Origin of the sequence: Duganella hordei (genome assembly GCF_040369125.1) — a bacterium.
Classification (GTDB): domain Bacteria; phylum Pseudomonadota; class Gammaproteobacteria; order Burkholderiales; family Burkholderiaceae_D; genus Rugamonas; species Rugamonas hordei.
The window spans coordinates 389,232-407,380 of sequence record NZ_BPWI01000005.1; the positions used below are offsets into that span (position 1 = coordinate 389,232).

19 protein-coding genes and 1 tRNA gene are annotated in these 18,149 nt (G+C 63.6%); 10 read left to right on the forward strand and 10 right to left on the reverse strand.

Annotation, left to right across the window (positions count from 1 at the left end; all coding sequences use genetic code 11):
• Positions 1-4 precede the first annotated feature (4 nt).
• The 4 genes from ABWW33_RS14900 to ABWW33_RS14915 all read right to left on the reverse strand — a co-directional run bounded on the left by ABWW33_RS14900 (position 5) and on the right by ABWW33_RS14915 (position 2,973).
• Positions 5-958 (reverse strand): hypothetical protein, encoded by a 954-nt coding sequence (locus ABWW33_RS14900; protein WP_353402489.1) that lies wholly within the window; start codon positions 956-958, stop codon positions 5-7.
• A complete protein-coding gene (locus ABWW33_RS14905) occupies positions 955-1,812 on the reverse strand; it encodes an ABC transporter ATP-binding protein (protein ID WP_176653962.1) in 858 nt (285 codons plus the stop codon). The genes ABWW33_RS14900 and ABWW33_RS14905 overlap by 4 nt, the downstream gene beginning before the upstream one ends.
• Positions 1,809-2,180 carry a GntR family transcriptional regulator gene (locus ABWW33_RS14910; protein ID WP_176653963.1) on the reverse strand — a complete coding sequence of 124 codons (372 nt, stop codon included), beginning with the start codon at positions 2,178-2,180 and terminating at the stop codon, positions 1,809-1,811. The genes ABWW33_RS14905 and ABWW33_RS14910 overlap by 4 nt, the downstream gene beginning before the upstream one ends.
• Positions 2,181-2,265: 85 nt before the next feature.
• Complete coding sequence (locus ABWW33_RS14915) at positions 2,266-2,973, reverse strand: DUF72 domain-containing protein (RefSeq protein ID WP_353402492.1); 708 nt, start codon at positions 2,971-2,973, stop codon at positions 2,266-2,268.
• A 34-nt stretch (positions 2,974-3,007) separates the two neighbouring features.
• Here ABWW33_RS14915 and ABWW33_RS14920 point away from each other — a divergent pair, with 34 nt between their 5' ends.
• Positions 3,008-3,568: a DUF1439 domain-containing protein gene (locus ABWW33_RS14920; RefSeq protein ID WP_353402494.1), complete on the forward strand. Its 561-nt coding sequence runs from the start codon at positions 3,008-3,010 to the stop codon at positions 3,566-3,568.
• Between the two features lie 9 nt (positions 3,569-3,577).
• Here ABWW33_RS14920 and ABWW33_RS14925 read toward each other — a convergent pair whose 3' ends face one another.
• Together ABWW33_RS14925 and ABWW33_RS14930 are read right to left on the reverse strand one after the other, a co-directional pair.
• Complete coding sequence (locus ABWW33_RS14925; RefSeq protein ID WP_353402496.1) at positions 3,578-4,966, reverse strand: DUF1501 domain-containing protein; 1,389 nt, start codon at positions 4,964-4,966, stop codon at positions 3,578-3,580.
• 8 nt (positions 4,967-4,974) lie between these two features.
• Positions 4,975-6,510, reverse strand: a complete 1,536-nt coding sequence (locus tag ABWW33_RS14930) for a DUF1800 domain-containing protein (RefSeq protein ID WP_353402498.1) — start codon at positions 6,508-6,510, stop codon at positions 4,975-4,977.
• A gap of 235 nt (positions 6,511-6,745) precedes the next feature.
• On the opposite strand from ABWW33_RS14930, the gene ABWW33_RS14935 reads away from it, so the two are divergent.
• On the forward strand, positions 6,746-7,258 hold the full coding sequence (locus tag ABWW33_RS14935) for a DUF6622 family protein (protein WP_353402499.1): 513 nt from the start codon (positions 6,746-6,748) through the stop codon (positions 7,256-7,258).
• Positions 7,259-7,337: 79 nt separating this feature from the next.
• Positions 7,338-8,090 (forward strand): tetratricopeptide repeat protein, encoded by a 753-nt coding sequence (locus ABWW33_RS14940; RefSeq protein ID WP_353402500.1) that lies wholly within the window; start codon positions 7,338-7,340, stop codon positions 8,088-8,090.
• Between the two features lies 1 nt (position 8,091).
• Here ABWW33_RS14940 and ABWW33_RS14945 read toward each other — a convergent pair whose 3' ends face one another.
• The 4 genes from ABWW33_RS14945 to ABWW33_RS14960 are packed head-to-tail and all read right to left on the reverse strand — an operon-like array spanning position 8,092 to position 10,829.
• Complete coding sequence (locus ABWW33_RS14945; RefSeq protein WP_176653969.1) at positions 8,092-8,862, reverse strand: substrate-binding periplasmic protein; 771 nt, start codon at positions 8,860-8,862, stop codon at positions 8,092-8,094.
• 32 nt (positions 8,863-8,894) lie between these two features.
• Complete coding sequence (locus tag ABWW33_RS14950; protein ID WP_353402502.1) at positions 8,895-9,671, reverse strand: UDP-2,3-diacylglucosamine diphosphatase; 777 nt, start codon at positions 9,669-9,671, stop codon at positions 8,895-8,897.
• On the reverse strand, positions 9,671-10,165 hold the full coding sequence (locus tag ABWW33_RS14955) for a peptidylprolyl isomerase (protein WP_176653971.1): 495 nt from the start codon (positions 10,163-10,165) through the stop codon (positions 9,671-9,673). The genes ABWW33_RS14950 and ABWW33_RS14955 overlap by 1 nt, the downstream gene beginning before the upstream one ends.
• Before the next feature lie 43 nt (positions 10,166-10,208).
• A complete protein-coding gene (locus tag ABWW33_RS14960) occupies positions 10,209-10,829 on the reverse strand; it encodes a peptidylprolyl isomerase (protein ID WP_353402504.1) in 621 nt (206 codons plus the stop codon).
• Positions 10,830-11,080: 251 nt separating this feature from the next.
• Between ABWW33_RS14960 and cysS the strand changes: the two genes are divergently transcribed.
• The 7 genes from cysS (at position 11,081) to ABWW33_RS14995 (ending at position 18,058) form a co-directional block, all read left to right on the forward strand.
• Entirely contained in the window at positions 11,081-12,472 is a 1,392-nt protein-coding gene (gene cysS / locus ABWW33_RS14965) for a cysteine--tRNA ligase (RefSeq protein WP_353402506.1), read from the forward strand.
• Positions 12,472-13,131, forward strand: a complete 660-nt coding sequence (locus ABWW33_RS14970) for a DNA-3-methyladenine glycosylase family protein (RefSeq protein ID WP_176653974.1) — start codon at positions 12,472-12,474, stop codon at positions 13,129-13,131. The genes cysS and ABWW33_RS14970 overlap by 1 nt, the downstream gene beginning before the upstream one ends.
• A gap of 75 nt (positions 13,132-13,206) precedes the next feature.
• On the forward strand, positions 13,207-14,181 hold the full coding sequence (locus ABWW33_RS14975; RefSeq protein WP_176653975.1) for an acetyl-CoA carboxylase carboxyltransferase subunit alpha: 975 nt from the start codon (positions 13,207-13,209) through the stop codon (positions 14,179-14,181).
• Positions 14,182-14,243: 62 nt separating this feature from the next.
• Complete coding sequence (tilS, locus tag ABWW33_RS14980; protein WP_353402508.1) at positions 14,244-15,650, forward strand: tRNA lysidine(34) synthetase TilS; 1,407 nt, start codon at positions 14,244-14,246, stop codon at positions 15,648-15,650.
• Between the two features lie 143 nt (positions 15,651-15,793).
• Positions 15,794-17,041 carry an aspartate kinase gene (locus ABWW33_RS14985; RefSeq protein ID WP_353402509.1) on the forward strand — a complete coding sequence of 416 codons (1,248 nt, stop codon included), beginning with the start codon at positions 15,794-15,796 and terminating at the stop codon, positions 17,039-17,041.
• A 114-nt stretch (positions 17,042-17,155) separates the two neighbouring features.
• A tRNA-Ser gene (locus ABWW33_RS14990) sits at positions 17,156-17,248 on the forward strand.
• 204 nt (positions 17,249-17,452) lie between these two features.
• Positions 17,453-18,058, forward strand: coding sequence for a hypothetical protein (locus tag ABWW33_RS14995; protein WP_353402510.1), 606 nt, complete (start codon positions 17,453-17,455; stop codon positions 18,056-18,058).
• Positions 18,059-18,149 lie beyond the last annotated feature (91 nt).

Consider the following 18,149-nt stretch of genomic DNA (forward strand, 5'->3'; position numbering starts at 1 on the left):
GCGCTTAACCTTCTTCGCGGCGGCGGCGCATGTAGACGGCGGCGGCGATCATTGCCACGCCGGCCGCCACGCCCAGCCACAAGCTCGTTCCGCCCAGCGTCGACCACGATGCGCCGAAGATCGTTTCCGGCACCGCCAGCTCATGGGGAACGTGGTTCAGCTCGATCTTGTCCGCCTCGAACACCAGCCACGAACCCGGGATCACGCCCAGCAGGATGCGGTCGACCACGTGGGTGACGAACCAGCCCGCGTTGATGCCGAAGTGCAGTGCCTTCTCGGCCCACACCAGCAGCAGCGACGTCACCAGCGGCGTGCCGACCGCCCACAGGAACACCTTGGAGCGCGCCATGCTCGATACCATCAGCAGCCAGCCCACCGTCGGCAGCGCCCACAGGATGTACACCGGCAGCAGGCCGAGCAGGCGCAGCGGCGTCAGGTAGAAGTCCGGCGTCGCCAGCACCGCGCCGAACAGGTTGGTGCCGTGCGCCAGCATCATCACGCAGCCGGCCAGCAGGATCAGCAGCGACAGCAGCGTGCCGACGCCGATCGTGATCAGCGGCGCCACCACCAACGCCAGCAGCACCTTCGACAGCACGGTCGTGAAGTCCGACACCGGCAGCGATTTCCAGAACAGCAGGCTGCGGTCGCGGCGCTCGTCGTGCAGCGCGCCCAGGCAGTAGAAGAACACCAGGAAGCTCAGCATCATCAGCACCGGCATCGCCGAGGCCATGTATGCCTGCGACATGGTCTGCACGATGCGCATGCGCATCGCGCCTTCGATCGTGACCTTGCCGATCGAGATCGCGTCGCCGTCGTCGTTGAAGTTGACGTTGTGACCCAGGAAGATCGCGGCCAGCGCCAGCACCGCGATCAGCGTCGCGACCACCACGGGCGCCCAGAACAGCATGCCCTTGTGCTCCCACATCTCGCGCTTGATCAGCCATTTCATCGTTTTCATGCGTAGGTTCCTTTCATGGTCGCGACAAACAGGTCGGCAACGCTGGGCGTGCGCAGTTCGCCAAAAGTGGACAGCTGGTGGCGGGCGACGCCGTCAAACAGCATGATGGCCTTGCCGAACACGGTGCGCTGGCTCAGCGGCTGCAGCGCGTTGGCGGCGGCGATGAATTGCGGCTCGACCATCACTTCGGTGAAGCGCTCGCCCACTTCGTCCATCGACGCGGCCAGCGAGATCTGGCCGTCCTGGATGAACATCAGGTCGGTCAGGATGTGCTCGACTTCCTCGATCTGGTGCGTGGTGATCAGGATGGTCTTGTTTTCGTCGAAGTAGTCTTCCAGCAGGTTCTGGTAGAACTGCTTGCGGTACAGGATGTCCAGGCCCAGGGTCGGCTCGTCCAGCACCAGCAGCTTGGCGTCGATCGCCATCACCAGCGCCAGGTGCAGCTGCACCACCATGCCCTTGGACATGGCCTTGACCTTCATGTTCGGGCTCAGCTTGGTGTTGGCCAGGTATTTCTCCGCCTTGCTGCGGTCGAAACGGGGGTGCACGCCTTCGACGAAGGCGATCGCGTCCTTGACCTTCAGCCATTTCGGCAGGATGGCCACGTCGGCGATGAAGCAGACGTCGTTCATCAGCGCTTCGCGCTGGGTGCGCGGATCCATGCCCAGCACCGTCAGCTCGCCGTCGAACTGGGTCAGGCCCAGGATGGCCTTGAGGGTGGTGGTCTTGCCCGATCCGTTGGGGCCGATCAGGCCGACAATTCGGCCTGCCTCGACCGTGAAACTGGCGCCGTTCAGCGCGGCTTGCTTGCCGTATAACTTGCTGAGCTTGGACGCGGTGATGATGGCGCTCATGCCGCACCTCCGGGGTTGAGCGGCTTGAGCAGCATTTCCAGCTCCAGGCCGAGGCGGCGTATGCGTTCGAGCATCGCCGGCCATTCTTCGCGCAGGAAGCGCTCGCGTTCAGTGGCCAGCAGTTTGTCGCGGGCGCCGTCGGTAACGTACATGCCTAATCCCCTTCTTTTTTCTACGAGCGTTTCGTCTACCAGTTCCTGGTAGGCACGCGATACGGTTATCGGGTTGAGTTGGTAATCCGCAGCCACCTGCCGCACCGAGGGCAGGGCGTCGCCCGGCTTCAGCAGGCCGTCCAGCATCATGCCGACGACCTTGTCCTTCAGTTGCCGATAAATCGGCGCATTGTCATTCCAGCCTATCGTGGACATACATGGGTACCCCTTGATGTGTGTTAATGAAGTGGTGTTGTAGTGAACTATAACACTAAGATTCAAAAAAACAAGCGTTTTTGCTTTATGTTGTTTTATTGATCAGCGACAGCGCGTTGCCCAGCGCGGCGCCGGAGGCGGTGTTGTCGAAGATGCACCAGCCTTCGCGTTCTTTCAGGTAGGCGGCCACCTGGTCCAGATACGCCTCCTCGTAGGCGGAATAATAGATGCGGGGGCTGCCGTGCAGCCGCACGTAGGCCGCTTCCGCCGTCGGCACGTGCGGTCCCGGCTGGCCGGCTGGCGGGTCGGCGATCACGCGGGTGACGCCGTGGCGCTGCAGCAGCGCGCTGCCGTCATCGGCAAACCAGCTGTGGTGGCGCGCTTCGCAGGCGAGCATGCAGTTGAAGGTGTCGCGCAGGCGGTGGAAGAAATCGTCGGCCACGGCCTGCTCGAATTTCAGGCTGGGCGGCAACTGCACCAGCACGCAACCGAGCTTGGCGCCCAGCGCGCCGGCCTCGCCGGCAAAGCGCGCCAGCGGCGCGGCGATGCCGGCCAGCCGGTTGTCGTGCGTGATCGAGCGCGGCAGCTTGACCGAGAAGCGGAAATCGTCCGGCACGCTGTCGGCCCAGCGCTGGTAGGTGGAGCTCTGGTGCGGACGGTAGAACGAGGAATTGATTTCCACCGCGTTCAGCACCTGCGCGTAGCGCTGCAGATGGCTGCCGTCGAAAGGAAAACTCGGCGCCCATTCCTTGCCGATACTCCAGCCAGCGCAGCCGATGCGAGTGTGGTTCATAATACGGGCGTCCCGCCTTCTTCAGAAAGACCAAATGACCGATCTTAAACGCTACGTAAAATTGGCCGCGCCCGCGATGCTGTTGTGTTTCCTGGCCGCCTGCGCCGGCCTGATCGGCCCGCGCCAGGTGGAATTGCCGCAGGAGCGCATGCAGCAAAGCCTGGAGCGCAAATTCCCCGTGCATCACCGCATGCTGGGTGTGTTCGAGGTGGAGTTGAGCCATCCGCAACTGGCGGTGCTGGCCGAGAACGACCGCGTGGCGCTGACCCTGGACGTCAACGTGGCGCCGCTGCTGGCGCGCCAGTCGTGGAGCGGCAGCATGGCCATTTCCGGCCGGCTGAAAGTCGACAGCATGCGCAACACGGTCTACATCACCGACGCGCACGTCGACCGCTTCGTCATCGACGGCATGGATGAAGGCAAGCAGAACCAGATTGCCAGCGTGGCCAACCTGCTGGGCGAGAACGCGCTCAAGGATGTGCCGGTGCACACCTTCAGGCCGGAAGACCTGCGCTATGCCGGCGTGCAGTTCGTGCTGACCGGCATCAGCACCCGTCCGGGCATGCTGGTCGCCAACTTGCAGCCGGCGCAGTAGTGCCGCCAGCTAGACGAAGCCGAGCTTGCGCGCGCCGGCATTGTAGTTGACCAGGCTGGGCAGCATGCTCAGCAGATCGCTGTTCGACACGCCCATCCAGCCGCCCAAGGTGGCGGCGTATTGCTCGATCGACGTGGTCGGCAGCAGGCGGCCCTGGCCGACGTCGTCCGGCCCGTCGCTGGCCACCACCGGCGCGCGCCCGTAGAAGCGGCCGCCATTGACCGCGCCGCCCAGCATGAAATGCATGCTGCCCCAGCCGTGGTCCGAACCGTCGTTGTTGCCGCTCAGCGTGCGGCCGAAGTCGGACGCGGTGAACGCCGTCACCTGATTCGATACGCCCAGCTCCACCGTGGCCGCGTAGAACGCCGCCATCGCATCGGCCACGCTTTTCAGCAGGCCGGGATGCACGCCGAGCAAGCCATCGTGCGTGTCGAACCCACCCATCGAGACAAAGAACACCTGCCGCCTGGCGCCGATCGCCGGGGCGCTGGCGATCATGCGCGCCACCATTTTCAGCTGGCTGGCCAGGCCGTTGGCATCGGGGAAGGGCGTGTTGATCGCCGGCCCGCCGGCCAGCGCCGCCGTCAGCACGTCGTTGGCCGAGATGGCGCGCTGCGTCACCTGCGCATAGTCGGAACGCATCGCATGAGCGTATTGCTGGGTGATCAGCGTCTGCAGCGCGCTGCTGCAGCTGGCCGAGCCGAACAGCGGTTTTTGCAGCGCATTGAACGGCACCGAGCCGTTGGGCGACACCTGGTACTGCACCGCCTGTTTGCCGGCCAGGAACACCGCATTGCCGGACACGTTGACGCAGGTGAAGGTGGCGTTGCCGTTGCCCGACTGGAACAGGTCGCCCATGCGCCCGCCCCAGCCGGACGACGCGCCTTCCGGCAGCGACGACTGCCATTCCGATTGCTGGTCGTTGTGCGAGAACAGCTTGGACGGCAGCGGCGCCGACCGGGTGGTGTACTGCAGCTTGCTGGTCGGCTGGATCAGCGTGCCGACGTTCAGCAGCACGCCCATCTTGCCGGCGTTGAAGATCGGCAGCAGCGGCGCCAGTTCCGGCGCCAGCGCGTACTGGTGCGCCATGCCGTTGACGTCGACCGGCGCCGCCGCCGGGTTGAGCAGCGTGGCCGACAGCGCGCTGTGCTGGTAGGCCAAGGTCGGCCGCAGGCCGTAGTAGGCGTTGTAGCTGGCGGCGTCGTAGGGCACCAGCGTGTTGGCGTAGTCGTTGCCGCCGTACAGGAACACGCAGACGATGGCCTTGTAGTCGCTGGCGGTGGCGGCCGAGGCTTCGGCCATCGCCGCCAGGTTGACGGCCAGCGGCGTCGCCACGCCGCTGAGGGCCAGCATCGAGGCGCGTTGCAGGAAGGCGCGGCGGGAGGAATCGGCGGTCATGGCGGCCTCTATTGTTGAATGAGATATTCGGGCGCGGCCAGCACCATCGTCAGCGCGGCGTAGATGCGGTTGTACAGCGCGGCCTCGGTCTTGGCGGACATGGTGTCGATGGCGCCGCGTATCAGGCCGATCGTGGCGCTGCCCAGTTGCCCGCCGGCCAGCACCAGGTTGATCTCGTCGACCAGCGCCTGGCCGTTGGCGGCCAGCGGCAGCAGCGTGGCGTAGTCGGGCAGCACGTCGGCCACGCCCTTGCTGACCGCGCGCTGCATGTAGTTGACGTAGCCGACCACCGACGATTCATTGGTCAGCTGGAATTCCGGCGCCACCAGTCCCGCCTTCGACACCGCGCTGTTCGGCGGCACGTAGCCGGGCCGGTAGAAATTGAACACCGACGGCGAGCGCAACGGGCTCTGGCCCAGCCGGGTGGAGGCGTCGCTGGTGTTGCCGATGTTCCAGGCGTCGGTGCTGGAGCCCGCGTTGTAGGCGCGCGCCCAGCCGATGAAGCGCAGCATCGGTTCGCGCAGCTTGCCGTAGTTGGGGCCGATATACGTGCTGGCGCGCGCCTCGGGATCGAGCAGCAGCGCCTTGATCACCGCCGCCAGATTGCCCTTGACGCCGCGCCCGTCGTTGTTGAACACGGCCGCGATGCGCCCGACGTAGGCTGGCGACGGGTTGCTGGTCACCAGTTTCTGGATCAGCTGGCGGCTGATGAAGGGCGCGACGTTGGCATGGGCGTAGATGATGTCGAGCGCGCTCTTCAGCGCGTCGGCGCCGGGCAGCCCGGCCGGCACGGTGCTGCCGAGGAAGGTGGAGGCGCCGGTCTCGTGGCGTTTGGCGATCTGTATCATCGGCCGGCGCATGAAGTCGGGCACGGTGGCGGTCTGGCCGGCCATGTCGAAATCCCAGCCGGTGAACACGCGCGCCAGTCCGGTGATGTCGCCCAGGCCGTAGGTTTCCCGGGGCGCGCCGTCGACCAGCACCGGCGTGCCGTCGTCGTTCAGGCGCAGCAGGCCGATGGTGAACAGCTGCATCAATTCGCGCGCATAGTTTTCGTCGGGCAGGGCGCCGGTGGCCGGGTTCTGCTTGACGTTGCCGCGGAAGGTCAGGTACTGGCCCATGGCCGGGCTGGTCGAGATGGCGCCCAGCAGCGTGCGGTAGTTGCCGAAGGCGTGGTCTTCCAGCAGGTCCAGGTAGGCCGCCGCCGAAAAACTGCGCCAGCCGCCGCCGACCAGGCCGTCGATGGAAACCACGCAGATCTCCGACAGCGCCAGCGTCACGCGCTGGCGCAAGGTGTCCGGCGCGCTGATCAGCTTGCGCCAGGCGCAGGCGTCGAAGCCGGCCTGGGAGTTGCGGTGGCTCAGATCGTTGTAGCCCTTGGATACCAGCCAGTCCCAGCGGGTGCCGGAGCGGGGCGCGGCCAGCTGGGCGTCGATCCAGCCGGCATAGCCCTGCGCTTGCACCTGGGCGATGCCGGCGCGGCTGGCGCCCAGGGAGGCTTGCGCCAGGAAGCGGGCGGCTGCTGCCGCTGTGGGTGCTTGCGTCATCGGGAAGGTCTCCGTCCAGGATCGGATGTCAGCATTGCTTTTCAGTAATTTATGCCGAGTCCGCCTGACTTGCCACCGGAACTTTGTAAGCAAACGTTTTTGCGCAACAAGTGGCCGCAACTCGCACCGTTCGGCTGCATTTCGCGCCGCCGGCGTGCATTTCGTCGCATGCCGCCGCGCACGGCGGCCGGCAGCGGCATAGTGGCGTCACACCTTAACCAGCCCTACGGAGCCGATGATGATTCAGCAAATTATTTCCCACACCCCCGTGTACGTTTGGGCCTTGCTGGCCTTCCTGATCTATCGCGGCTTTCTCGCCAGCCGCGACCGCGAGATCACGCTGCTGAGGCTGTCCATCGTGCCGCTGGTGATGATGGGCCTGTCGCTGTCGGGCCTGGACGGCCACGGCGTGCTGGGCGCCGGCGTCTGGGGCGTCTGGGCGGCGGGCCTGCTGGCCGGCGCGGCGATCACGTGGAAGATCCAGCAAGGCGCCGACATCGTGGTCAACCGCGCCGCCGGCACGCTGTTCCAGCGCGGCAGCTGGACGCCGCTGGTGCTGATGATGGCCATCTTCGGCACCAAATACATGGTGGCGGTGTTTTCGGCCATGCATCCCGAAGCGCCGCGGCAATGGATGTTCGCGCTGAGCGTCACCACGCTGTACGGCCTGTTCAGCGGCGTGTTCGCCGGCCGCATGGCGCGCTGCGTGGCGGCCTGGCTGCAGCAGCCGGCCACGGCTGGCGCTTGAGTAATTGGCAACTTTCCTTGTGATACACGTCAAGAGCTTCTACAATTCGCGACATTGATGAACGAGTTGGAGCAGCTCCATGACGATTTTTGGTATTGGATTGCACGTGCTGGTGGCGATATTCTTCGCCATCCACGTGATCCGCAGCGGACAGCAGATGTATTGGCTGATGATTTTGTTCATGTTCCCCGGCCTGGGCAGCATCGTGTATTTCTTCGCGATCTACCTGCCGGATTCCAGGCTGAACCACGGCGCCCGCAAGATGGTGACGGCGGCGGCCAAGTCGCTCGACCCCGGCCGCGAACTGCGCGAGGCGCGCGACGCCTACGCCTACACGCCGACCGCGCAAAACCAGATGCGCCTGGCCACCGCGCTGCTGGAGGCGGGCAACGCCGACGAGGCGGCCGCCACCTACGAGGCCTGCCTGCAGGGGCCGTTCTCCGGCGACCTGGAAATCCGCTACGGCGCCGCGCGCGCCACGCTGGCCAGCGGCAATGCGGCGGCGGCGGTGACGCACCTGCAAACCATCCGCAACAGCGACGCCAATTTCCGCGGCGAGCAAGTCTCGCTGTTGCTGGCGCAGGCTTTGGCGGCGGCGGGGCGCCAGGACGAGGCGAAGGCGGAGTTCGAATTCGCGCTGGGCCGCTACAACAGCTTCGCGGCCCAGGCCGAATTTGCGATCTGGGCGGCCGGCGCCGGCGACGCGCAGCGGGCCAACCAGCTGCACGCGGAACTGCAGCGCACCATGGAGCGCTGGGCGCGCCACACGCGCGACATCAACCAGGAATTGATACGGCGGCTGAACGCGGCGATAGCGTCGATCCGGCGCTGATTTACTTCGGCTTGACCGAGTGGCCGGGATTGTTGATGCCGCCGGTCGCGGCGATGGCCTGGTTCAGCTTGGCCATGGTTTCCGCCGGCACGTCCTTGCTGCAGGCGATGTGGCGGCGCATGCCGGGCGGCATGTCCGGGAAATCGTGGCGCACCGACGCTTGCACCGCCTTTTCCTTGTTGCGGAAAAATTCCCAGTCCTCGCGGTCGACGAACATGTAGGAAGCGCGGCCGGCGCTCAGCATGCGCATCATCAGCGTGGTTTCCACCGTACGGCTCATGATCTGGTTCTTGCTGCCCTTGATCATCTGGTCCAGCACCGGCCCGTAGGAAACGCCATCCACCTTGCCCAGCGACAGCGTGGGATCGGCCAGCAGCGAGGCCAGCGTCGGATGCGCCTTGACGCGGTCGACCGCTTTCGGCGAAATCAGCACCGTGTGCGGCAAGTCTTCGTGGATCGGCGAGGTGAACTGCGCCACCGCCTCGCGTTCGGGCAGGCGGTACCAGCTGATCGAGCAGTAGTTGGTGGCGCCGTGGGTGAAGTTGGCCCAGATGCGCTTTTGCGGTTCGTTGACGAAACGCGCCTTCAGCCCGGCGACGTCGAAAATCTCGTGCACGCGCTTCAGCAGGAAGCCCTTGGGCTGGCCGTTTTCGACGTAATGGTAGGGCGGCTTGTCGCGCCAGGCGACCGTCAGTTCCTGGGGCGCGCCCCAAGCCGCGCCGCTTGACAGTACTGCGGCGGCAACTATGCCTCGGTGTAAGTGGGTGCCCATGTGGCCGATTATAGGCAGCGCGGCAAACGATGTCACGCTGTTATGATGTGGCCGCCAAGATCGTGGCGCGTGATGGCGCCGCGGCCGTCGATGGCGATCCAGCCGCCGCGCGGCGGCGTGGCGTCCGGCTCCCAGTCCGGCAGCACGTAGCGGCGCTTGCCGTCGACCGTGTGCAGGGCGGGGCGGTGCGTGTGGCCGTGGATCATGACGTCGGTGCCGGTTTGCGCGTACACCTCGCTGATCGCCTGCGGCGTCACGTCCATGATCTCGTAGGATTTGCTGCCCTGGTCCTTGCGGCTGTTCTCGCGCATGCCGGCGATGATCGCCTTGCGCTGCGCCAGCGGCATCGCGGTGAACTGCTGCTGCCAGCCGGGTTGCCGCACCATCGCGCGGAACTCTATGTACTTGACGTCCTCGGTGCACTGGGCGTCGCCGTGCAGCAGCGCCAGGCGCTGGCCGCCGATCTCGGCCACGTGGATTTCCGGCAGCAGGGTCAGGCCCGCCGCCGCGGCGAACTGCTGGCCGACCAGGAAATCGCGGTTGCCGGCGATCCAGTAGACGGATACGCCCGCATCGCTGACGCGGCGCAGCGCGGCAATGACTTGCTGGTGAAACGGATCGCTGAGATCGTCGTCGCCGGCCCAGTATTCAAACAGGTCGCCAAGCAGATACAGCTGTCGCGCGTGCCGCGCATGCCGGTCCAGGAAGTCGTAGAACGCTGCGCTGGTGGCCGGATGCGCGGGCTGCAAATGCAGATCGGAGATGAACAGCGCGCGGACATCGGCCGCGCGCATGCCGGTATTGCCCATTAAGCAGCCAGTTCGATCTTCTCGATGATCACGTCTTCCGCCGGCACGTCGGCGAACATGCCGCTGCGGGTGGTTTTGACTTTCTTGATGGCGTCGACCACGTCGGTGCCTTCGATGACTTTACCGAACACGGCGTAGCCCCAGCCGTCCTGGCCCGGGTAGTCGAGGAAGGAGTTGTTCTTCACGTTGATGAAGAACTGGGCCGATGCCGAGTGCGGCGCCGAGGTGCGGGCCATGGCCAGCGTGTACGGCTCGTTTTTCAGGCCGTTCTTGGCTTCGTTTTCCACCGTGTCGTCGGCTGGCTTCTGTTTCATGCCTGGCTCGAAACCGCCGCCCTGGACCATGAAGCCGTCGATCACGCGGTGGAAGATGGTGTTGGCGTAGTGGCCGGCTTCCATGTATTTCAGGAAGTTGGCTACCGATTTAGGCGCCTTCTCGTCGTTCAGTTCGACGGTCATGTTGCCCATGTTGGTGGTGATGATTACGTTGGTCATATTGTTATCCCGAGTAGTTAAAAGATGCGGCAAGGCCGCTATTTTACATTTTTGGCTGGACTGGCGTCTTCAAAATCGTCGCGGACTTGACCACGACCGGAATCACCGGGATGTTCTGGAAGCTGCCCTTGTCGTCGACCAGCACGCCCTTGATCTTGTCGACCACTTCCTGGCCCTTGACCACCTTGCCGAACACCGTGTAGCCGAAGCCGTCGCGGCCGGGGTAGTTCAGGGCGTCGTTGTCTTCCACGTTGATGAAGAATTGCGAGGTGGCCGAGTTGGGATCGCCGGAGCGCGCCATCGCCAGCGAGTACTTGCTGTTGGTCAGGCCGTTCTGCGATTCGATCGGCACCGGCTTGTTGGTTTTCTTCTGCTTGAGCTTTTCGTCGAAGCCGCCGCCCTGGATCATGAAGCCGTCGATCACGCGGTGGAAGATGGTGCCCTTGTAGAAGCCGGCCTTGACGTAGGCGAGGAAATTGTCGACCGACTTGGGCGCCTTGTCGTGGTCCAGCTCGACAACGATGTCGCCCATCGTGGTCTTGATCTCGACTTGCGGCGTGGCGGCGGGCGCGGCCGGCGCCGCGGCCAGCACGGCGCCGGACAGGGCGACGCCGGCGAACATGGTCATCAGTTTGGCGAACAGCGATGGCTGGGTTTGTTGCATTGTTGCTTCCTCGTTTATAAGTGTTGATCAGTTCGACTTCTCAAAATCCCCGTTCAGATTGGGACTATGCTGTTTTTATCAATGCTATACTTGTTCATTCTACCCCTTAGAGGGTGGAAAGAAATACTACCGAGTGTCAGCCGGACCCCACGTGATACGAGTCTAAGCCAGGTGCGCCCCAACAATGCCGCGCCCGGTTCTTGTATTGCCCGGGACGGGGCACCCGCTTATAAAAAACACGCAAGAGTCCGATGAGCAATTTAAAGATTTACAACACGCTGGCGCGTGACAAGCAGACATTCGTACCGATCGAAGCCGGCAAAGTCCGCATGTACGTCTGCGGCATGACCATCTACGACTACTGCCACATCGGCCACGCCCGCATGATGATGGCGTTCGACGTCATGTACCGCTGGCTGATGGCCTCCGGTTACCAGGTCACATATGCCCGCAACATCACCGACATCGACGACAAGATCATCAAGCGCGCGGTGGAAAACGGCGAGACCATCTCGCAGCTGACCACCCGCTTCACCAGGTATATGGACGAGGACACCGGCGCGCTGGGCATCCTGCCGGCCACGCTGGTGCCGCGCGCCACCGAATACGTGCCGCAGATGCTGGCGCTGATCGAGACGCTGGAGTCCAAGGAACTGGCCTACCAGGGCGAGGACGGCGACGTCAACTACGCGGTGCGCAACTTCCCCAACTATGGCAAGCTGTCGGGCAAGTCGCTGGACGACCTGCGCGCCGGCGAGCGCGTCGACGTCAACACCGGCAAGCGCGATCCGCTGGACTTCGTGCTGTGGAAGGCGTCCAAGGAATCGGAGCCGGACGAGGTGAAGTGGGATTCCAAGTGGGGCAAGGGCCGTCCGGGCTGGCACATCGAGTGCTCCGCGATGTGCTCGGCGCTGCTGGGCGAACACTTCGACATCCACGGCGGCGGCGCGGACCTGCAGTTCCCTCACCACGAAAACGAGATCGCGCAGTCCGAAGGCGCGTTCGGCCATACGATGGTCAACTACTGGGTGCACAACGGCTTCGTGCGCGTCGATAACGAAAAGATGTCCAAATCGCTGGGCAACTTCTTCACCATCCGCGACGTGCTGAAGAAATACGATGCCGAGGTGATCCGCTTCTTCATCATGCGCGCCCACTACCGCAGCCCGCTGAACTACTCGGACATGCACCTGGACGACGCCCGCGTCGCGCTGACCCGCCTGTACACCGCACTGGACGGCGTGGAGGGCGACGGCGCCGCGCTGGACTGGAAAGAAGCCCACGCGGTGCGCTTTGCCGAGGCGATGGACGACGACTTCAACACGCCGGTCGCGCTGGCCGTGCTGTTCGACCTGGTGAGCGAGCTGAACAAATCGAAAGCGCCGGCCGTGGCGCGCCAGCTCAAGGGCCTGGCCGACGTCATCGGCCTGCTGGGGCGCACGCCGCAGCAATTCCTGCAGGCCGCCGTCGGCGAGGCCGATGCCGCCGGCGACGCCGCCATCGCGCAGCAGATCGCCAGGCGCATCGAAGCCAAGAAGGCGCGCAACTTCGCCGAATCGGACAAGATCCGCGCCGACCTGCTGGCGGCCGGCGTGATCCTCGAAGACAAGCCTGACGGCACCACGAACTGGCGCCGCGCATAATGGTCACCGCCAAGGATAACGAGGGCGCAGGCGGCCCGCTATCGGCCGTTCCGCCGTACTGGGAAGAGGCCAAGATCGAGCTCATGAAGCGGGACCGCATCATGAAAAAGCTGATCCCGCAATTTGGCGACCTGCACCTGGTCGGCCATGACGACCCGTTTACCACCTTGGCGCGTTCCATCGTCGGCCAGCAGGTGACCACCAAGGTGGCCGACGCCGCCTGGAAGAAGCTGCTGCTGGTCAGCCCGAAATGCACGCCGGCCCAGATCATCAAGGCCGGCGCCGAGCAACTGGCGGCCTGCGGCCTGTCCAAGCGCAAGACCGAGTACATCCTCGACCTGGCCGACCACTTCAAGAACAAGCGCGTCCACACCAGCCAGTGGGACCAGATGGATGACGAAGCCGTCATCGCCGAACTGGTGCAGATCCGCGGCATCGGCCGCTGGACAGCCGAGATGTTTTTGATATTTAATCTGTTGCGTCCCAATGTACTGCCGCTCGACGACCCCGGCCTGATCCAGGGCATCAGCCAGAATTATTTTTCCGGCGAACCGGTCTCCCGCAGCGATGCGCGCGAGGTTTCGGCCAACTGGGAGCCCTGGCGCACGGTGGCGACATGGTACTTATGGCGTAGCCTGGACCCGGTTGCTGTAGAATAGATGCTCTAATCGCTGTGCGAGGCATTTTTGTGTCCGCATTTTGTCCGCTCGGCTGAGAATAAACACGGAGGTACAATGACCAAAACGACTTTCCTCAATTTTGAGCAACCCATTGCTGAACTCGACGGCAAAATCGAAGAACTGCGTTTCGTCCAGGACGATTCGGCTGTCGACATCTCTGAGGAGATCGACCGCCTGGCCAAGAAGAGCCAGCAGCTGACCAAGGACATCTACGCCAAGCTGACCCCCTGGCAGGTCGCGCAGATCGCGCGCCACCCGCAGCGTCCATACACGATGGACTATGTGAACGAAATCTTCACCGACTTCCACGAACTGCACGGCGACCGCACCTACGCGGACGACCTGTCGGTGGTCGGCGGCCTGGCCCGCTTCAACGGCCAGGCTTGCATGGTGATCGGCCACCAAAAGGGCCGCGACACCAAGGAACGCGCGATGCGCAACTTCGGCATGCCGAAGCCTGAAGGCTATCGCAAGGCCATGCGCCTGATGAAGCTGGCCGAGAAGTTCGGCATTCCGGTGTTCACCTTCGTCGACACGCCGGGCGCGTTCCCGGGCATCGACGCGGAAGAGCGCGGCCAGTCGGAAGCGATCGGCCACAACCTGTACGTGATGGCGGAACTGAAAGTGCCGCTGATCGCCACCATCATCGGCGAAGGCGGCTCCGGCGGCGCGCTGGCGATCGCCGTCGGCGACGCGGTGCTGATGCTGCAATACTCGACCTATTCGGTGATCTCGCCGGAAGGCTGCGCATCGATCCTGTGGAAGACTTCCGAGCGCGCCGCCGACGCGGCCGAAGCGCTGGGCCTGACCGCGCACCGCCTGAAGGCCATGGGCCTGATCGACAAGATCGTCACCGAGCCGCTGGGCGGCGCCCACCGCGATCCGAAACAGATGGCCACGCTGCTGAAGCGCGCGCTGGCCGATTCGCTGCGCCAGTTCCACGGCATGAAGACCAAGGACTTGCTGGAAGCCCGTCACGAGAAGCTGATGAGCTACGGTAAGTTCAAAGAAACCACGCCGCAGGAGTAATCCCGCCGCGCGTGTACACCGACCGGGGGCGCTTGCCCCCGGTTTGCATTTTGGAGCAGCAATTGAAGAAGCAACAGATTCCGACCTTGTCCTCGACCTTTGAGCAGGCCGTCGCCGCGGCGTTGTCGCCGGGCGCAACCGCGCCGCGCATGGCCGTGGCCCTCAGCGGCGGCCTCGACTCGTCGGCGCTGCTGCACCTGGCGCATGCCTACGCGCAAGCGCATGGCGTGGCCTTGTACGCCTTCCACATCCACCACGGCATCAGCCCGAACGCCGACGCCTGGCTGGCGCACTGCGAGCAGGCCTGCGCCGCGCTGGGCGTCACCTTCGAAGCGCGCCGCGTCCAGCTGGCGGACAAGCAAAAGTCCGGCACCGAGGCGGCCGCCCGCAAGGCCCGCTACGCCGCGCTGGGCGCGCTGTGCGCCGAACACGGCGTCAAGCTGCTGCTGACCGCGCACCACCTCGACGACCAGGCTGAGACCGTGCTGCTGCAACTGCTGCGCGGCTCCGGCACGGCCGGCCTGTCCGGCATGGATGCCGCCAACGCCGCGCCCGAGCTGCTGGCCAACCCGGCCCTGGTGATGGCGCGCCCGCTGCTGCCGGTCTCGCGCAAGCAGCTCGACGCCTACGTTGCCGAGCACGGCATCAGCCACATCCACGACGAATCCAACGACGATTCGCGCTTCGCCCGCAACGCGCTGCGCCACAAGGTGATGCCGGTGCTGGCCGACGCCTTTCCCGGCTTCCAGGAACGCTTCGCCCGCAGCGCCCAGCACGCCCAGTCCGCCCAGCGCCTGCTGACCGAGCTGGCCCGGCAGGACCTGGCCCTGTGCCTGGACGGCGACTGTCTCGACATCGGCAAGCTGCGCACGCTCAGCACGGACCGCAGCGCCAACCTGCTGCGCTACTGGTTCGGCACCCGCAACCTGCGCATGCCGAGCGCGGCCTGGCTGGCCGAGATGCAGGTCCAGCTGCTGGAGGCCCGCTACGACGCCCAGCTGCTGGTCACGCACCCGGACTGCCACGTCCGCCGCCACCGCGACCGCCTGCACCTGACGCCGAAGCTGGCAGACCTGGAAGGCACGCGCGAAGACGAGTTCGACAAATCCCCCGGCACCTCGTTCCAGTGGAATGGCGAGGCCGAGATGGCGTTTCCGGCCTACGGCGGCGTGCTGCACTTCGACCCCGCAGGCGAGGGCGAGGACGGCCTGGATCCCGACTGGCTGCGCGCCCAGCAGTTGATGATCGAGTTCCGCAAGGGCGGCGAGCGGCTCAAGCCCGCGCACAACCGCCCGACACGCGGACTCAAGTATCATTACCAGGCGCTGGACATTCCCGCCTGGGAACGCGGCCGGCTGCCGGTGGTCAGCACGCCGAAGCAGCTGCTGTTCGCCGCCGGCATCGGCATGGACTGCACGCAGCTGGCCGGCGGGGCGGGGCGCATGCGTCTGCGTTGGCAAGCGGTATAGACAATTGGGCCGATTTGCCGAATTTTGTATGTAGATATGCCTATACGGTATGACTTTATGAGCTTTTTGACTTGTTATTTTGCAGTGCGGCATGTAGAGTTAAGGGTTCCATTTACCTTTATTTGAGCGGAAAACTCACTGTTATGGCTTTAATCGTGCACAAATACGGCGGTACGTCGATGGGTTCGACGGACCGTATCAAGAACGTGGCGCGGCGTGTCGCCAAGTGGCATGACGCCGGGCACCGCATCGTCGTCGTCCCCTCGGCAATGTCCGGCGAAACCAATCGCCTGATCGCCCTGGCCAAGGAAATCCAGGCCCAGCCGGACCCACGCGAGCTGGACATGATCGCCTCGACCGGCGAGCAAGTGTCGGTCGGCCTGCTGTCGATGGCGCTGCTGGCGATCGGCAAGAAAGCCGTCTCCTACGCCGGCTGGCAAGTCGCGATTAAAACCGATTCCGCGTTCACCAAAGCTCGTATCCAGTCGATCGACAACGAAAAAGTCAACCGCGACCTCGACGACGGCAAGATCGTCATCATCACCGGCTTCCAGGGCGTGGACGAGGGCGGCAACATCTCGACCCTTGGCCGCGGCGGTTCGGACACTTCCGCCGTGGCGATCGCCGCCGCGATGAAGGCCGACGAATGCCTGATCTTCACCGACGTAGACGGCGTGTACACGACCGATCCGCGCGTCGTTTCCGAAGCGCGCCGGCTCAAGGCGATCACCTTCGAGGAAATGCTGGAACTGGCGTCGCTGGGCTCGAAAGTGCTGCAGACCCGTTCGGTGGAATTCGCCGGCAACTACCGCGTGCCGACCCGCGTACTGTCGTCGCTGACCGACCCTATGCTGGACCTGGAAGAAGAAGCCAACTCGGGCACCCTGATTTCGTTTGAGGAAGATACACACATGGAACAAGCAGTCATCTCCGGTATCGCGTTTAACCGCGATGAGGCCAAAATCACCGTGCTGGGCGTGCCCGACCGTCCAGGCGTGGCCTACCACATCCTCGGCCCGGTGGCCGACGCCAACATCGAAGTCGACATGATCATACAGAATCAGTCGGTCGACGGTAAAACGGACTTCACCTTCACCGTGTCGCGCAACGACTACCAGCGCGCCATCGACGTGCTGAACAGCACCAAGGCCGAACTGGGCGCCGCCAGCATCACCGGCGACGCCAAGGTCTCGAAGATCTCGGTGGTCGGCGTGGGCATGCGCTCGCACGTGGGCGTGGCCTCGCAGATGTTCCGCACCCTGTCGGAAGAGGGCATCAACATCATGATGATCTCCACCTCGGAGATCAAGATTTCGGTGCTGATCGATGAAAAATACATGGAACTGGCCGTGCGCGCGCTGCACAAGGCGTTCGAGTTGGAGAAGGCGTAATTTTTTCGAAAAAAATCGTCGGCTAGCCTTGACCAATGTGGTCACGGTCTATACTATGACGGTCGTCTGCTCTAGCGCAGTTTGGTAGAAAAGACATAGTTGAGCGATCGACTAGGAGACGTGGCCGAGTGGCCGAAGGCACATCCCTGCTAAGGATGCATACGGCTTATACCTGTATCGTGGGTTCGAATCCCACCGTCTCCGCCAGTATTTTGAATAAGCCCTTGATTTTCAAGGGCTTTTTCTTTTTCTGCGGATCAAACTATCAATCCGACTATCAAATTTTGTTTTGCTTGTTGGTACGCAATTCATACCGCTCCGCAGTTCGCACCGTCGCACAATCAATCCTAGCTTGCATTTCGATGTGCCATCGCGTAAGTTTCCTCGTTCTAATGCGTTAGGGAAATATAAATGCAAGACGCCGGTCCTGAACCTCTCCAAAATCTCTACGCCTTGCATCGTCCTGATTGGTCTACTTGGAAGCCAGTCAAGAGCATCAGGCTATGGCATGCCGTCGCCTTGGCATGCGATCTTGATCCCTACCAGTTCACAGCATTCGGCGTTGCGAAACTGGATAGAGTATTTAGCCGACTGCCAGGTCAGTTTGAAGAGCTGCTGGCGATTGCTAAGACTAGTCTTGGGTCTGGTGGCATCCTCAAACTAACGAAATTCAGCGTTGATGGCGTCGAAGAAAGTGAAGTCGTTCCGGCAGATTTTGGCGCTTGGGCGAAAGAGCTGAAATATCCGCTGCCCGCCGAATTCCCTTGGCAGGATGAAGCTGTGCGCCCACTTAGCCGACAATGGCCTTGGGGAACATACGAAACGGATTCGCTTCGCCATTTGGCTGCCGCTGCAAATCGGTTTTGGCGAAACTACGATCCTACCGATGCAACTACTGCACCGATCAACGAGGACGTGTGCAAATGGCTTGTTGAGCAGGGTGTATCAAAGCGCGTTGCCGAAGTCATGGCATCAATCCTTCGCGCTGACGGTCTCGCAACGGGGCCGCGCAAGTAATTGTCCGCGCCCTTAGAAGCCCAGTACTGGCGGGCCTTCCTTCCAAATTTTGACCTAGTTCCCGCAGTCCTCTGCGCCTATTCGCTGACGG

Bases quoted from the DNA above. Each gene is read 5' to 3' on its own strand.
- ABWW33_RS14925 (WP_353402496.1), bottom strand. From the start codon at position 4,966: ATGACCGCCGATTCCTCCCGCCGCGCCTTCCTGCAACGCGCCTCGATG.
- ABWW33_RS14950 (WP_353402502.1), bottom strand. From the start codon at position 9,671: ATGGGCAATACCGGCATGCGCGCGGCCGATGTCCGCGCGCTGTTCATC.
- ABWW33_RS14930 (WP_353402498.1), bottom strand. From the start codon at position 6,510: ATGACGCAAGCACCCACAGCGGCAGCAGCCGCCCGCTTCCTGGCGCAA.
- ABWW33_RS14970 (WP_176653974.1), top strand. From the start codon at position 12,472: ATGGTCACCGCCAAGGATAACGAGGGCGCAGGCGGCCCGCTATCGGCC.
- cysS (WP_353402506.1), top strand. From the start codon at position 11,081: ATGAGCAATTTAAAGATTTACAACACGCTGGCGCGTGACAAGCAGACA.
- ABWW33_RS14995 (WP_353402510.1), top strand. From the start codon at position 17,453: ATGCAAGACGCCGGTCCTGAACCTCTCCAAAATCTCTACGCCTTGCAT.
- ABWW33_RS14945 (WP_176653969.1), bottom strand. From the start codon at position 8,862: ATGGGCACCCACTTACACCGAGGCATAGTTGCCGCCGCAGTACTGTCA.
- ABWW33_RS14935 (WP_353402499.1), top strand. From the start codon at position 6,746: ATGATGATTCAGCAAATTATTTCCCACACCCCCGTGTACGTTTGGGCC.
- ABWW33_RS14985 (WP_353402509.1), top strand. From the start codon at position 15,794: ATGGCTTTAATCGTGCACAAATACGGCGGTACGTCGATGGGTTCGACG.
- ABWW33_RS14960 (WP_353402504.1), bottom strand. From the start codon at position 10,829: ATGCAACAAACCCAGCCATCGCTGTTCGCCAAACTGATGACCATGTTC.
- ABWW33_RS14975 (WP_176653975.1), top strand. From the start codon at position 13,207: ATGACCAAAACGACTTTCCTCAATTTTGAGCAACCCATTGCTGAACTC.
- ABWW33_RS14915 (WP_353402492.1), bottom strand. From the start codon at position 2,973: ATGAACCACACTCGCATCGGCTGCGCTGGCTGGAGTATCGGCAAGGAA.
- ABWW33_RS14910 (WP_176653963.1), bottom strand. From the start codon at position 2,180: ATGTCCACGATAGGCTGGAATGACAATGCGCCGATTTATCGGCAACTG.
- ABWW33_RS14905 (WP_176653962.1), bottom strand. From the start codon at position 1,812: ATGAGCGCCATCATCACCGCGTCCAAGCTCAGCAAGTTATACGGCAAG.
- ABWW33_RS14940 (WP_353402500.1), top strand. From the start codon at position 7,338: ATGACGATTTTTGGTATTGGATTGCACGTGCTGGTGGCGATATTCTTC.
- ABWW33_RS14920 (WP_353402494.1), top strand. From the start codon at position 3,008: ATGACCGATCTTAAACGCTACGTAAAATTGGCCGCGCCCGCGATGCTG.
- ABWW33_RS14955 (WP_176653971.1), bottom strand. From the start codon at position 10,165: ATGACCAACGTAATCATCACCACCAACATGGGCAACATGACCGTCGAA.
- ABWW33_RS14900 (WP_353402489.1), bottom strand. From the start codon at position 958: ATGAAAACGATGAAATGGCTGATCAAGCGCGAGATGTGGGAGCACAAG.